The 15,004-nt window shown below is 30.6% G+C and carries 11 protein-coding genes and 1 pseudogene; 8 read left to right on the top strand and 4 right to left on the bottom strand.

Annotation, left to right across the window (positions count from 1 at the left end):
- The first annotated feature begins 52 nt into the window (after window positions 1–52).
- The 8 genes and pseudogenes from pheT to trpS all read left to right on the top strand — a co-directional run bounded on the left by pheT (window position 53) and on the right by trpS (window position 11,452).
- Window positions 53–2,473, top strand: a pseudogene (pheT, locus tag M3Z80_RS01820) (phenylalanine--tRNA ligase subunit beta).
- Between the two features lie 12 nt (window positions 2,474–2,485).
- Window positions 2,486–3,262 (top strand): Rossmann-like and DUF2520 domain-containing protein, encoded by a 777-nt coding sequence (locus M3Z80_RS01825; protein ID WP_293916974.1) that lies wholly within the window; start codon window positions 2,486–2,488, stop codon window positions 3,260–3,262.
- On the top strand, window positions 3,249–3,779 hold the full coding sequence (locus tag M3Z80_RS01830) for a KdsC family phosphatase (protein WP_293916975.1): 531 nt from the start codon (window positions 3,249–3,251) through the stop codon (window positions 3,777–3,779). Before M3Z80_RS01825 ends, M3Z80_RS01830 begins: the two co-directional genes overlap by 14 nt.
- Before the next feature lie 439 nt (window positions 3,780–4,218).
- The gene (gene cls / locus M3Z80_RS01835; RefSeq protein ID WP_293916976.1) at window positions 4,219–5,718 is read left to right on the top strand and encodes a cardiolipin synthase; all 1,500 of its coding nucleotides are present in this window, start codon (window positions 4,219–4,221) and stop codon (window positions 5,716–5,718) included.
- A gap of 217 nt (window positions 5,719–5,935) precedes the next feature.
- Window positions 5,936–9,331 carry an isoleucine--tRNA ligase gene (ileS, locus tag M3Z80_RS01840; RefSeq protein ID WP_293916978.1) on the top strand — a complete coding sequence of 1,132 codons (3,396 nt, stop codon included), beginning with the start codon at window positions 5,936–5,938 and terminating at the stop codon, window positions 9,329–9,331.
- A 2-nt stretch (window positions 9,332–9,333) separates the two neighbouring features.
- Window positions 9,334–9,711: a TraR/DksA family transcriptional regulator gene (locus M3Z80_RS01845; RefSeq protein ID WP_293916980.1), complete on the top strand. Its 378-nt coding sequence runs from the start codon at window positions 9,334–9,336 to the stop codon at window positions 9,709–9,711.
- A 5-nt stretch (window positions 9,712–9,716) separates the two neighbouring features.
- The gene (locus M3Z80_RS01850; RefSeq protein ID WP_293916982.1) at window positions 9,717–10,358 is read left to right on the top strand and encodes a lipoprotein signal peptidase; all 642 of its coding nucleotides are present in this window, start codon (window positions 9,717–9,719) and stop codon (window positions 10,356–10,358) included.
- 128 nt (window positions 10,359–10,486) lie between these two features.
- Entirely contained in the window at window positions 10,487–11,452 is a 966-nt protein-coding gene (gene trpS, locus M3Z80_RS01855; protein WP_293916983.1) for a tryptophan--tRNA ligase, read from the top strand.
- Between the two features lie 181 nt (window positions 11,453–11,633).
- On the opposite strand, the gene M3Z80_RS01860 is transcribed toward trpS, so the two are convergent.
- The 4 genes from M3Z80_RS01860 to M3Z80_RS01875 form a co-directional block, all read right to left on the bottom strand.
- Entirely contained in the window at window positions 11,634–12,302 is a 669-nt protein-coding gene (locus M3Z80_RS01860; RefSeq protein WP_293916985.1) for a head GIN domain-containing protein, read from the bottom strand.
- Window positions 12,303–12,404: 102 nt separating this feature from the next.
- Entirely contained in the window at window positions 12,405–12,764 is a 360-nt protein-coding gene (locus tag M3Z80_RS01865) for an arsenate reductase family protein (protein WP_293916986.1), read from the bottom strand.
- A 723-nt stretch (window positions 12,765–13,487) separates the two neighbouring features.
- Entirely contained in the window at window positions 13,488–14,204 is a 717-nt protein-coding gene (locus tag M3Z80_RS01870) for a hypothetical protein (protein WP_293916988.1), read from the bottom strand.
- 5 nt (window positions 14,205–14,209) lie between these two features.
- Window positions 14,210–14,839, bottom strand: coding sequence for a hypothetical protein (locus tag M3Z80_RS01875; RefSeq protein ID WP_293916990.1), 630 nt, complete (start codon window positions 14,837–14,839; stop codon window positions 14,210–14,212).
- Between the last annotated feature and the right edge of the window lie 165 nt (window positions 14,840–15,004).

Below are 15,004 nucleotides of genomic sequence, written 5' to 3' on the forward strand. Positions count from 1 at the left end.
ATGTAAATTATTTATTTACATAAGATTTTTTTGATATAAATAGATAGAATCAATGAAAATTTCTTATAACTGGTTACAAAATTATATAAAGACTGAAATACCTGTTGAAAAATTAGCATCTGTACTTACCGATACAGGTTTGGAAGTGGAAGATGTAGAAGTAATTGAATCAGTAAAAGGTAGCCTTAAGGGTGTTGTGGTAGGAGAAGTTATTGAATGTGAAAAACATCCGAATGCTGACAAGCTAAAATTGACCAAAATAAATATAGGTAAAGAAATCGTACAAATTGTATGTGGTGCACCTAATGTTGAAAAAGGACAAAAAGTTCCTGTAGCAACTTTGGGTACTCTATTATATACTGAAGACGGTAGCGAATTTAAGATTAAAAAAAGTAAAATACGAGGAGAAGAATCTTTTGGAATGATCTGTGCTGAAGATGAATTAGGCTTGGGTAAAAGCCATGAAGGAATTCTTGTATTAAATAATTAATTATAGGTAGGTACTCCGCTTAGCGAAGTTTACAAGATCTCTAAAGACTACTGTCTGGAAATAGGATTAACTCCTAATCGTACAGATGCGATGTCTCATTATGGAGTTGCACGCGATTTATACGCAGCTTTAAAGAGCCGAAAAATAAAGGCTGAATTACAAACGATCTCCGTTGAAAATTTCAAATTGGATGAAACCAAAGGAAATCCGATTACCGTAGAGATAGAAAATCCACAACTTTGCCCTAGATATTCCGGTATATATTTAAAAAATATTGAAATTAAACCTTCTCCTGACTGGCTTCAAAATCAATTAAAAGTTATCGGTTTATCCCCGATAAATAATGCTGTAGATATTACTAATTATATTTTACATTCCTATGGACTACCGCTTCATGCTTTTGATGCAGATAAAATAAATGGTCAAAAAATAAAAGTAGGAACTGTACCTGATGGAACTAAATTTATCACATTAGACAAGGTGGAAAGAATTCTGTCAGGTTCGGAATTAGTTATTAAAGACGCACAAGATACTCCTTTATGTCTAGCAGGTGTATACGGAGGACTTAATTCAGGAGTTAATCAAGAAACGAAAAATATTTTCTTAGAAGCTGCCTATTTCGATCCTGTCTCAATTAGGAAAACTTCTAAAAAAGAAGGATTGAACACAGATTCATCTTTTCGTTTTGAGAGAGGCGTAGATCCAAATTATACGATTCTTGCGTTGAAAAAGGCATGTGAACTTTTTAAAGAACTTGCCAATGCAACAATCGTCGGAGAGATCATAGATGAATATCCTACTCCTATTAAGGATGTAAATACTGTTGTAAGATATCGCAAGATTGATTGTATTTTAGGAAAGAAAATTCATCGAGAGCAGATAAAAGAAATCTTAAAATCCTTAGAATTTACTATTATTAGCGACACCAATGAGGTGCTAGACCTTCTAGTTCCAGCATACCGTGTTGATGTTACAAGAGAAATAGATGTTATTGAAGAAATTGCAAGAATTTACGGATATAATCAAATAGATATTCCAGAAAAATTTTCATTCGCGTATGAAAAGAAAAATGCATTCGATGAAGAATTTCTTGAAAATACTATCGCAACTCAACTTAAATATAATGGCTTTAATGAGATTATAAATAATTCATTAACTACTCGTAGAAGTACTGATACCAATTTTGTTGAACTGATTAATCCACTAAGCGCAGATTTATGTGTGATGAGGCAATCTTTGGTTTATGGAGCTTTACAAAGTATTTCATTTAATAATAACCGTAATCAAAAAGAAATCAAATTTTATGAATTTGGAAAAAGCTATTATAAAACTTCTGATGAGACTTACATAGAAATTAAAAAACTTTCGATAGCCTTATATGGGAATTATCAAGAAAGCAATTGGATTATCCCAAATACTTCCTCTTCCTTCTTTCATCTCAAAGGGGTAATATCTCAGCTAATAAAAGGATTTAATCTACAGCTTGACGAAAAACCGTTATTATCTTCTCCAATATTTAAAGAGGGCATTGAATTATTCGTTAATTCGATTTCTTTAGGAAAATTGGGAAGTGTGAATCCTAATCTTTTAAAAGAATTTGGATTAAAAGGAAATGTATTTTACGCGGAAATCGAATGGGAAAAGCTTGTGGATTTCGCTTCTAAAAAGAAACCATATAAACTAACCGAAATACCTAAATTTCCTGGATCTACAAGAGATTTAGCATTGCTATTGGATAAAGAAACCAACTATTTTGACATTTATGAAGCTGCTTTTAATACAGAAAAAAAATTACTTAAATCCGTAAATCTATTTGATGTTTATGAAGGTAAGAATTTACCGAAAGGTAAAAAATCCTATGCCTTGAATTTTTTCCTTCAGGATGAAAATAAAACTCTTACAGATCAGGATATTGATAAAGTAATAAAGAAATTGTTGGATTGTTTTTCAACACAATTTCATGCTGAATTAAGAAATAATTAATGTCAAAAACCTATGCATATAGATGTTGTAATTTTAGGTGCCGGAAATGTTGCCTATCATTTAACCAGAGCCTTGCTTGAAAATACGGTAAACGTAGTCCAGATATTTAACAGAACACTGGATAAAGCACAAAATTTTGCCAATGAGTATAATATAGATTATACAGATAAAATTTCTGAAATCGTTAAAGCGGATATCTATATTATTTGTACTGCCGACAAGGCCATATCGGAAATTTCCTACTATGTACCCTTTGAAGATTGTTTAGTTGTACACACCTCAGGCTCAACATCTCTATCTGCCCTTAAAGGAAAATATAGAAAAGGGGTTTTTTATCCGCTGCAAACATTTTCAAGAAAAAGAGCGTTAGAATATGATAAAATTCCTTTTTTTATTGAAGCAGAAAATAAAAATGACGAAAACACTCTTCTCAACTTGGCTAACAGAATTTCAGACGAGGCGTATATTGTAGATTCAAATAAACGATTACAAATACATATGACGGGAATATGGGCAAACAATTTCACTAATCATTTGTTTTACATCGCTAATGAAATTTGTCGAAAACAAGATATATCTTTTGCTATTTTAAAACCCTTGATTAAAGAAACTGTAGAAAAAATCAATGATGATATTTCCCCTTACGATGCACAAACAGGACCAGCAAAAAGAAATGATTCTCTTGTGATTCAAAAGCATTTGTCAATTTTAGAATCCGATTCTAATTTATATCAACTTTATTCATTACTAACTAATTCCATTCTAAATACTTATAATGATAAATTATAAAGAAAAGCTCAACCATATTAATTCATTTGTATTTGATGTAGACGGAGTCATGACCGACGGATCAATCCTTCTTATCAATAACGAAATGATACGAAATATGAATACTAAAGATGGTTTTGCCTTACAATTTGCCATAAAAAAAGGATATAAAATTGCTGTTATTACAGGCGGTAGAGATGCCTCTGTAGTGAGCCGCTTAAATTATTTAGGAATAACGGATGTATATCTTGATTCAAAATACAAATGGAATGATCTAGAGGATTTCCTTTATAAATATGGATTGAAACCTCATGAAGTCTTATACATGGGCGATGACCTACCTGATTATGAAGTTATGTCAAAGGTAGGAATTGGTGCAGCCCCTAAAGACTCATGCCCTGAAATTCTTTCCATTGCCGATTATATTTCTCCCTATAAGGGAGGAAAGGGATGTGTAAGAGATGTCATTGAACAGGTATTACGAGTTAGAGGCGATTGGGATTACCTTGAAAGCGGAGACGAAACAGCTTCCATATAGAGTTCATCCCTACTTATCTTTTTTTTATTATAGCAAGATATAGAAGTAAATGTATCTTTGTAAGAATTTCATAATTCACATTTACGTACCAATTAAATTACTGTTAAATTTATTTACATATTTTTCATCTCTCAATTAACATTAAATATAAAACTTATAGTAATATTATTAGTAAAAATAAGAAGATTATTACTCATTTAAATAATTCATCTTAACTATTAAAATTTATCAGATCAATAAAAAAATCATTTTTTTTAATTCATAAAATTTATACTAAATATTGATAAGGTTTTTATTTTAAATAACAATTAACCAAACATACACACAACAAAAGATAAAATACAACCTAAAAATATAAAAATTATATCCATAAACATCAAAATAATAATTTATTTACATTTATTAAATTTATATTGAATATTTAGTTACAAGCAATAATATGGATAAATTTATAGAATGGTTTAAATCTTTGAACTTTGAATTTCTATCAATAATAGGTGCTATTATTTATTTCATTGTTATTATTTATACGATCTTTAAAATCATAAAAAATACTGTAAACCCTTCAAAAGCTATCGGTTATTTGCTTATAGTCGTTATACTTCCTATCATAGGCGTTATTTTATATTTTTCCATAGGCATGAATTATAGATTGGAAAAACTCTATAAAAGGAAATATACACACGATCGAAATTTCTATCAAATAATCAGAAATGAAATAAATGAACATACAGAAAAAAGAATCTTAAGATATAATAAACTTCTAGAAGGTAAAATACACCCGATTCGAATGTTATTAAATGATAGTTCTTCTGCCCTTTATATTGCTGATAGGACTGAACTCCTTATAAACGGTGAAAATAAATTTAGGAAAGTTCTTGAAGAATTAAAAAAAGCAAAAAAACACATTCATATTGAATACTATATTTTTGCCGATGATAATATCGGGAATGAAATCAAAGAAATTCTTCTGGAAAAAGCGAAAGAAGGAGTTACTGTGCGATTCATTTACGATGATTTCGGGAGTCATTCTCTTAATAAAAGAATGATTAAGGAACTACGTGAAGGAGGAGTACAAGTCGCTGCTTTTTATAAAATTAAGCTCTATGCATTTGCAAACCGTATGAATTATCGTAATCACCGTAAAATAATAATTATTGATTCAAAAGTGGGATTTATCGGCGGAATTAATGTAGACGACCGATATATAAATTCCTCTAACAGTAAATTATATTGGCGCGATACTCATTTTATGGTTGAAGGTGAAGCTGTAAATGGATTGCAATATAATTTTATAACTGATTGGAATTTTTGCTCGGGAAATGATGTTGATCCTTTTGATAAAGATTATTTTCATAAATCATCTCCGGTGTTCGCAATAGATAAAAATCCAGAACTTATGCAGATTGCTGCTAGCGGCCCCGATAGTGATAGAGCAACGATCATGCTGGTCTATAACGGCATTATAATGTCAAGCCGGAAAAGACTTTATTTAACAACTCCGTATCTCATCCCTAATGAAACGATCGTTAATGCATTAAAATATGCAGCCTTAAGCGGAGTAGATGTACGGATACTAGTTCCCTATAAATCTGACAGCATCATTGTCAACGCTGCTTCTTGCGCTTATTATAAAGAGCTCCTAGCTTCCGGTGTGAGAATCTACAGATATACTAAAGGATTCGTCCATGCGAAAACGATCATTTCAGACACTAACCTATCCGTTATAGGATCAGCTAATTTAGATATGCGAAGTTTTGATTTAAATTTTGAAATTAGTGCCTTAGTTTACAGTGAGAACATCAATCAAGAACTTTATGACGCTTTTATGGAAGACATTGGGAACAGTACGGAAGTAACCTATAGGGAATGGATTAAAAGAAATAAACTTGTTGATATGGGTAATTCAATTGCTAAGCTTATTTCTCCTTTGTTATAAAAATTTTATTTTATATACCCTATTTATGAGCTAAATTTTAATGAGTAGACATAAATTTTTAACAAAATTAGCATTATTATTTTACTTATTTGATCAGTTATAAAGAGTTGATTGTAATATAATAAATAAGATTTTCCTTACAATTAAAGTCCATTTAGGATAGACTTTTTTTTCGTATATTCGCAAATCAATTTTTTAAGATTTGTTTTAAAATAAAATGAGCAATAAATTTAAAGAATATAAAGAATTAAATCTAAATAAATTTGCAGATGAAATTTTAGATTTCTGGGAAAAAAACAATATTTTTCAAGAAAGCATAAAATCTCGTGAAGGCAATCCAAAATATGTATTTTTTGAAGGACCTCCCTCCGCCAACGGAATGCCTGGAATACACCATGTAATGGGACGTACTATTAAAGATATTTTCTGTCGATTTCAGACATTAAAAGGGAAACAAGTCAATAGAAAGGCCGGATGGGATACTCATGGGTTACCGGTAGAACTAGGAGTGGAAAAAGAGTTGGGTATCACAAAAGAAGATATTGGCAAAAAAATTACTGTAGAAGAATACAACAAGGCTTGTAAAGAAGCCGTAATGCGTTATACAGGCGTTTGGAACGAATTAACCAAAAAAATAGGATATTGGGTGGATTTGAATCATCCTTATATTACCTACGACCCCAAATACATGGAAAGCATTTGGTGGCTTTTAAAACAAATTTACAATAAAGGTTTATTATATAAGGGGTATACAATACAGCCCTATTCTCCAAAAGCCGGAACCGGTCTTTCTAGCCATGAGCTAAGCTTACCCGGTGCCTATAAGGATATTACCGATACCACTATTGTTGCTCAATTCAAGGCCATTAAAGAAAGCACCAATTTATTTAATGAAATTGACGGAGATGTTTATTTCCTAGCTTGGACAACTACTCCATGGACATTACCTTCCAATACCGCCTTAACAGTGGGAAGCACCATTGATTACGTATTAGTGAAAACATTTAATCAATATACTTTTGAGCCGATTCATGTAATCTTAGCTAAAGAATTGGTGGGAAGTCAGTTTTCAGGAAAGTTTGCACCTGCAGAATCAGATTCAGATTTTAATGAATTTAAACCTGAAAATAAAAAAATACCATATCGAATACTTTCTGAATATAAGGGAAAAGATTTAGTCGGAATTAAATATGAACAATTACTTGCTTGGGCCTTACCTTATGAAGACGCAGATAAGGCGTTTGTGGTAATTGACGGAGATCATGTTACTACCGAAGATGGAACAGGAATCGTTCATACAGCTGCGACTTTTGGTGTAGATGATGCTAAAGTCTCTAAGGAACATGGAGTTCCTGCCATGTTAGTCCTTGACGAAAATCAAAATCCTGTTCCTTTAGTGGATTTACAGGGAAAATTTATCAAGGGTTTACCTCAACCTTTTGCAGGCAAATATGTACGTATTGAGTACTATAATGAGAATGAAGCTCCTGAAAGATCTACTGATGTAGAATTAGCCATACTTTTAAAAACGGAAAATAAAGCCTTTAAAGTAGAAAAATATAACCACAACTATCCTCATTGTTGGAGAACTGATAAGCCAATCTTATATTATCCACTTGATTCTTGGTTTATAAAAATTACTCAGGTTCGTGAAAGGATGACGGAACTTAACCAGAGCATAAACTGGAAACCTAAATCCACAGGAGAAGGACGATTTGGAAACTGGTTGGAGAATGCAAATGATTGGAACCTTTCTAGATCAAGATATTGGGGTACTCCTTTACCAATCTGGAGAACAGAAGATGCTAAAGAAGAAATTATCATCGGCTCACTTAAAGAATTGATAGAAGAAATGGACAAATCTGTAAAAGCCGGATTTATGTCTAAAAATATTTTTGAAGATTTTGTGGTGGGTGATTATTCTGAAGAAAATTATAATAAAATAGATCTTCATAAAAACATTGTAGACCAAATTATCTTGGTTTCCGAGAGCGGAAAGCCTATGAAGCGTGAAAGTGATTTGATTGATGTATGGTTTGATTCAGGAGCCATGCCTTATGCACAATGGCATTATCCTTTTGAAAATAAAGAATATATTGATACCTCAAAATACTACCCTGCTGACTTTATATGCGAAGGGGTCGATCAAACTCGTGGATGGTTCTATACCTTGCATGCCATAGGAACTATGATTTTTGACAGTATCACATTTAAAAATATAGTTTCCAACGGACTAGTTTTGGATAAAAAAGGAAATAAAATGTCCAAAAGTAAAGGAAATGCCGTTGAACCTTTTGAAACTTTGGCTATGTATGGACCGGATGCAACTCGATGGTATATGATTTCCAATGCTCAACCTTGGGACAATTTGAAATTTGATTTAGAGGGCATAGATGAAGTACGTCGTAAAATATTCGGTACTTTGTATAACACTTATTCTTTCTTTGCCCTATATGCAAATGTAGATGGGTTCTGTTATAAAGAAAAAGATATTCCGTTTGAAAATAGAAACGAATTAGATCAATGGATACTTTCTGAACTAAATATCTTAATTGAAGAGGTAGATTCATTTTATTCCGATTATGAACCAACTAAAGCATTACGAGCTATCAATGCCTTTGTTATAGATAATTTAAGTAACTGGTATGTGCGTTTATCAAGAAGACGTTTTTGGAAAGGGGAATATTCCAATGATAAAATATCTGCCTATCAGACTCTTTATAAATGTCTGGACACTATTGCTAAATTAATGTCGCCGGCCGCTCCTTTCTATTCCGATAGATTATATCAAGATCTGAATGCCGTAACCGGCAAAGAACCTTTTGTCTCTGTACACTTAGCTAATTTCCCTGTTAAACAGGAAAATGAGATTGATTATCTGCTATTGGAGAGAACTCATTTAGCTCAAAAGGTAACCACGATGGTATTTTCTTTACGTAAAAAAGAAAATATAAAAGTTCGTCAACCTTTACAAAAAATTATGATTCCTGTCTTAAGTACATCAGACAGAGAAAATCTTGAATCTATCATCCCTATAATAAAACAAGAAGTCAATGTCAAAGAGGTACAGTTGTTAAATCCTGAAGAGGCCTCCGATATTATAATAAAAGCAGTAAAGCCTAACTTTAAAGCGTTAGGCCCTAAATTAGGAAAAGATCTGAAAGTGGTCAGCCAAGAGCTTCAAAATTTATCTTCTTCTCAAATTGAAGAATTTGAAAAAAACGGATCCATTCAAATTTTAGGCTATGAGCTAAATTTAGAAGAGGTTGAAATACGTACGCAGGACATTACGGGATGGTTAGTTGCTAACGATGGTAAACTTACTGTTGCTCTGGATATAACGATCACTCCTGAATTGAGATCGGAAGGAATTGCCCGTGAATTGGTAAATAAAATTCAAAATCTGAGAAAAGATCATGGGCTGGAAGTTACTGACAAAATATCTTTAGTGATACTGGCAAATGATGAAATTGAAAGATCTGTTAACGATAACATGGAATATATATGCTCTGAAACATTAACACATAAATTAACTTTTACAAGTGACACTACCGAAGGAACGGAATTAGACATTAATGAGATTAAAATTAAAATCGCACTAAAAAAATTATAATTATGGCTGAAGACAGACTTAGGTACTCTGACGAAGAACTTGAAGAGTTCAAGATACTTATTCTTGATAAAATAGAAAAAGCGGAAAATGATTTAACCATGTTAAAAGAAGCTTTTGTTAACGATTTGAACAATGGTACGGATGATACCTCCCCTACTTTTAAAGCTTTTGAGGAAGGTTCGGAAACCATGAGTAAAGAAAGTAATTCACATTTGGCTGCACGTCAAGAGAAATTTATCCGTGATTTACGAAATGCTTTAGTAAGGATAGAAAACAAGACGTATGGGATTTGCAGAATTTCAGGTAAATTGATCGGTAAAGAAAGATTGAAAGCTGTTCCTCACGCCACTTTAAGTATTGAGGCTAAAAACAATCAATAAGTAAAATGAAGAAAGTCTTATGGATAACTTTTTTTATCCTTTTAATTGATCAGGCATCAAAAATTTATATAAAAACACATTTTCATCTTCATGAGGAAGTTAAGGTTTTCGATTGGTTTTACTTTACTTATGTAGAAAACCCAGGTATGGCATATGGTGTGCAATTGGGGGGATTCATCGGTAAGATAGGACTTAGTTTATTGCGTTTGGCATTAATCGGTTTAATGGCTTATTACATTAATAAATGGTCTAAAAAAGTAAACTCATGGTATTTTTCTATTCCCGCGGGTTTGATTTTTGCAGGCGCAATCGGAAATCTAATTGACAGTACCTTTTATGGAGTGATATTCGACAGCGGTACTACTTATAATCATCTGGTTAAAGATTGGTACGGATATTCGGGCATATCAAAGCTCAATTTTAAAGGATATGCTCCGCTTTTCGGAGGCTGTGTTGTCGATATGTTTCGCTTTCCCCTTATAGATACTTATTTACCTCAATGGGTTCCCATCTGGGGAGGAGAAAGAATACAATTTTTTAATTACATTTTTAATGTGGCTGACTCTTCAATTACCATAGGAGCTATATTTTTGATACTTATTTATTTTTTCAAACCGGGTATTTTTCCTAAAGAGTGGATGAAATAAATTAAAAATGAAATAGTAATTAGGCTGGGAATGTACATAAGCAAATCATCGTAGCTAGAATAAATGCACATTCTATTTTTCTCTTTCTATTTTAAATGTAAATTTGCATTCATTTATTAAATACGCACATGAGAGTTTTAACAGGGATACAAAGTACAGGCACTCCTCATTTAGGAAATATATTGGGAGCTATAGCACCGGCAATAAAGCTAAGTAATGATCCTAATAATGAATCCTTTTTCTTTATTGCCAATCTGCATTCGATGACACAAATTAAGGATTCTGAAATCCTTAAAAAAAACACTTATGAAATAGCTGCTACCTGGCTTGCTTGTGGATTAGATATCTCTAAAACTTATTTTTATAGACAATCAGACATCCCTGAGGTTACCGAACTCATGTGGTATATGTTATGTTATTTTCCTTATAGTCGTTTGGCTTTAGCACATGGCTTCAAAGATAAAGCTGATCGTTTGGAAGATGTAAATTCGGGATTATTTACGTATCCTATGCTTATGGCTGCTGATATTCTTCTTTACGATGCTCATGTTGTTCCAGTAGGAAAGGACCAATTACAACACCTTGAAATGACCAGAGATGTTGCTCAGAAATTTAATAAGGTACATGGAGATGTTTTGGTTCTGCCGGAAGCAAAAATTCAGGAAAATACTATGTATGTACCCGGAACCGATGGTAATAAAATGAGTAAATCCAGAGGTAATACCTTACAAATTTTTGCTCCTGAAAAAGAGCTGAAAAAGCAAATTATGTCCATTGTAACCGATTCTACTCCATTAGAAGACCCTAAAAATCCGGATACCTGTAATGCTTTTTCCATTTATAAATTGGTGGCTACCCCTGAAGAAATTGAACTTATGAGGCAAAATTATTTAGCCGGAGGATATGGTTACGGACACGCAAAAAAAGAACTGCTAAATGTTATTTTACGTGAATTTAAAGATGCCAGAGAAAAATATAATTACTATATGAATCATTTGGATGTATTGGAAAATATTCTGAAAGAAGGTGCAGATAAAACAAGGGTAATTGCATCTGAAACTTTACAAAGAATTAGAAAATCACTAAAATTTTGATTCTTCATTAAAAAAAATTGCAGCAAAAAAAATTCTTTTGCTACAATTTAAACTAAACTAATTAAACTAATATTTAAATTCTTGTGTAAAAGGATACAATTTTAGTTTAATTTTTTTTTTCTCACAATTAACAACTATAAGTTTTTTTTATAGAGCTATTTGATTTTATAATATACGTTCATTAATAGACACTTAGATATCCTCCTTCTATTGCCTTTTTTATTATCACCGCACCTCCGTATACATTAATATTTCCTCCATCTATTATTTTAGCTGCGACCGAACCGTTTGCATTTATGGTAGCCGTTCCCCCTGAGAAGACTTTTACATTAACCTTATTAGAACCAACTCTTTTTGCATCATAAGTTCCATCAGAATTTATATGTATTCTCTGATTGCTAGCCGAACCTGAAACTTTTATTTCTCCTCCTTTATCTAATTTGGCATGTATTTTGTTAACTCCAACAAGTAGTGTAACCTTGGCACCTTCGGTTGCCCCGATATTTAATAAATTTGATTCTAGCTTATCACTACCAATAATGGATGCCCCTTCATAAGCGTGTATATTCTTTAACTTTTTATAATATACTTTTACATTTACATCACCATCATTCAATGGTTGTACTTGATCCATTTCAATGATTAATTCTCCGCCTTTATTAAATATTCTTACTCTTTCTTTTTTTATCCCGTCCACCTCAACTTTTTCTTCTGTAGAGGATATTAATGTTACCGGTATTTTGTCGAAAACGCGTAAAACGGTAAAATTATTACATTTCTTAATTATTGCCTGAGCAGAAACAATTTTAAATAAAATTATAACAAATAAAACTAATAGATTTTTTTTCATGTTCTTTTTGATATAGAAATCAATAATTAAGCCATAAATACAGCATAATATCTCTATAAACATCAAACATATATCCATAAAGGATTACAGAGCATAAAAATTTCAGCTAATTAAATTTTGTTTCCATTCTACTTCTTTAAATCCTACTAAAATAAAATTATCAGTAATAAGCAAGGGACGTTTTATTAACATACCGTTACTAGCCAAAAGTGAAATTATTTCCTTTAATTCTAAGGTTTTTAATTTATCCTTAAGATGTAATTCTTTGTAAAGCCTTCCAGAAGTATTAAAAAATTTATTTAACGGCAATCCTGTTTTTTGAATCCATTGTTCTAACTCCTCCACGGTTGGATTTTCTGTAGTTATATTTCTTTCACTAAATTTCACGTGGTTTTCTTTTAACCATTTTTGTGCTTTTTTACAGGTACTACAGGCTGGATAATGTATAAATTGTATTTCCATATATTCAATTTTATATTTATAATTTTAAATATAACTTTTTAGGTTCACCTATCTCTTTTAGTAATATTCGTTTATTAAATAATGAATGTTTGGGTTTTTCCGACTCATCTTTCAATTTCAAACTTTTAAATGATTTACATGTTAAAAACAGCTCTTTTCCCTACGAATTAAATATTTGTATATAAAAGAAGTAACAACAATTTAGATGATTAAAAAAAACCATTATTTATAACAATCATAAAATTATGATTATTATAAAGATCGTAAAATTATTTTTTGCTGCTTTTTTAATGAACGGTATATTTATCCTTTTTTAAATAAGTTTTATTTATTTTTGATATCTTAAATTTCAAATCAATAAATAAAAATCTTATTCTAATAAGTATAAGGTTGCAAACAATCAGAAAGTAAAATATTCTTATAACCCTTATTTAGAAAGATATCTACTTATCGACTATTTCTCTTGGATTTTTTTTAATGCTCCGGTCTATTTTCCGATGCAAAAAGTAAAGCAACCTTTCATCCTAAGTGTTCTTTGTTCCAAATACATTAAACTTCCATAAAAAGTAAATATTTCTTTACCCCAAAAAAGATTTTAATGTCTAAAATTAAAGTGAGCTAACTAAACTAAATTATAGTGTTTAGAAAATTTAACTTTAGTTTTTTTATTGCCTATTATTCAAACTTAAAATCAACTTAAAGTGAAATAATCAGGACCTAATCTTATATAATATCTCTTTCTTCTTTTATACCATTTATTATTTCTTTAATTACTTCTAATTTACCTTTATCGTTATAACCAATCTTAATTTTAAATAAATAATACTTTTCTTTCTCAAGAAACATATGTCCTTTTGATAATAACTCATACTTTACAGGAATAACTACTTCATAATTTTGAAATTCCTTACTAATCTTAATAGGATGATTACTATAATAATTAACATAAAATTTCATCCATTTATCCAAAGGATCGTAAATTTTTATAACATCTATACTATTATTACAGACATCATAATCATATGCCAAATATTTAGGAGCATATAAACTATCCGATCTCTCAAGTGAAGAAATGTAGCTCATATCATATTCAACACCTAAAAATTTTTTTGAATCCTCAAACACCCAATATTTTTCAGATAATTCTTCTCTTAATTTTTTTACAGAAATACTATCTTTAACTACTTGAACATTATAAAAATAATCACCTAGTGGGCTACCTATTGAATAATCCATTTTTAATGAAGTAGTATTAATTCCCACTATATGGCATTTCTTATTGCTCTTAAATTCTTCAGAAAGTATTATAGATTTATACACCTCTGTTTTTAAATAATCAATTGGGTTAATCCTTCCTTTCTCCTTTCTTTCTATTATCTGTCCTTTTAAGTAACAAATAAAAATAAGACTAAGCAAAGTCAAAAGTTTTATCTTTTCCATTGTATTTAATTTACCTCTTTTACAGATTCAATCTTTCCTTCTTTTGAGAAAGTTACTCTATAAAGCATATATTTTTTTTTTATTTCTTCATTATTTTTTATGCGAGTATATAAAATAGGAATAATTTCATAAGGCTCTACTTCAGTAACATTAGATAAGTAAAAATAAAGATTAATCCAATTGGTTAATGGCTTATATATTTGAACATAGGTATAATCAGTAATTTTCCAATCATAATATTCGAAAAATGATTGCTGAAGCATTTCTCTTCGCCTATCGTATTCAATATATTTTCCTTCTTCTAATTCTCCATATATTTTATAATAATAAGGAAGCTCTTTTGTTAATTTTTTAATCGAAATAGTATCACTCTGTTCTTTAATTTTATCATAAAAAAATACAACATCCATAGCAAAAATTTTATTCAAATCAACATCAAGGTCAAGAGTCTCAATATTTATCAGATAAAATTCATTCTTTCTTTTTATCTCTTTTGATAAAAGTATAGATTTATAAACTTCTATTTTAGTTGAATCTATTAATTTTCTGTTTAAACATTTGTTATAACAATTTTGTCCTTTTAAAACAGAAATATTCAGTAGTAACAAACTAAATAAAATCAAATATTTTTTCATTATATTTATAATTGAGAGTTATAGTATAATTTATCTTGAAAAAATTTAAAACATTTTCCTAAGATATTCTTGTATATCCTTCCACAAAAGGAAATTTTGGAGCCGGACTAGGTGCAAATGGATATACATATACATCAGGATCTGAGTCATCTGAACCATTAATAA

Source organism: Apibacter sp., assembly GCF_025291155.1.
GTDB lineage: Bacteria > Bacteroidota > Bacteroidia > Flavobacteriales > Weeksellaceae > Apibacter.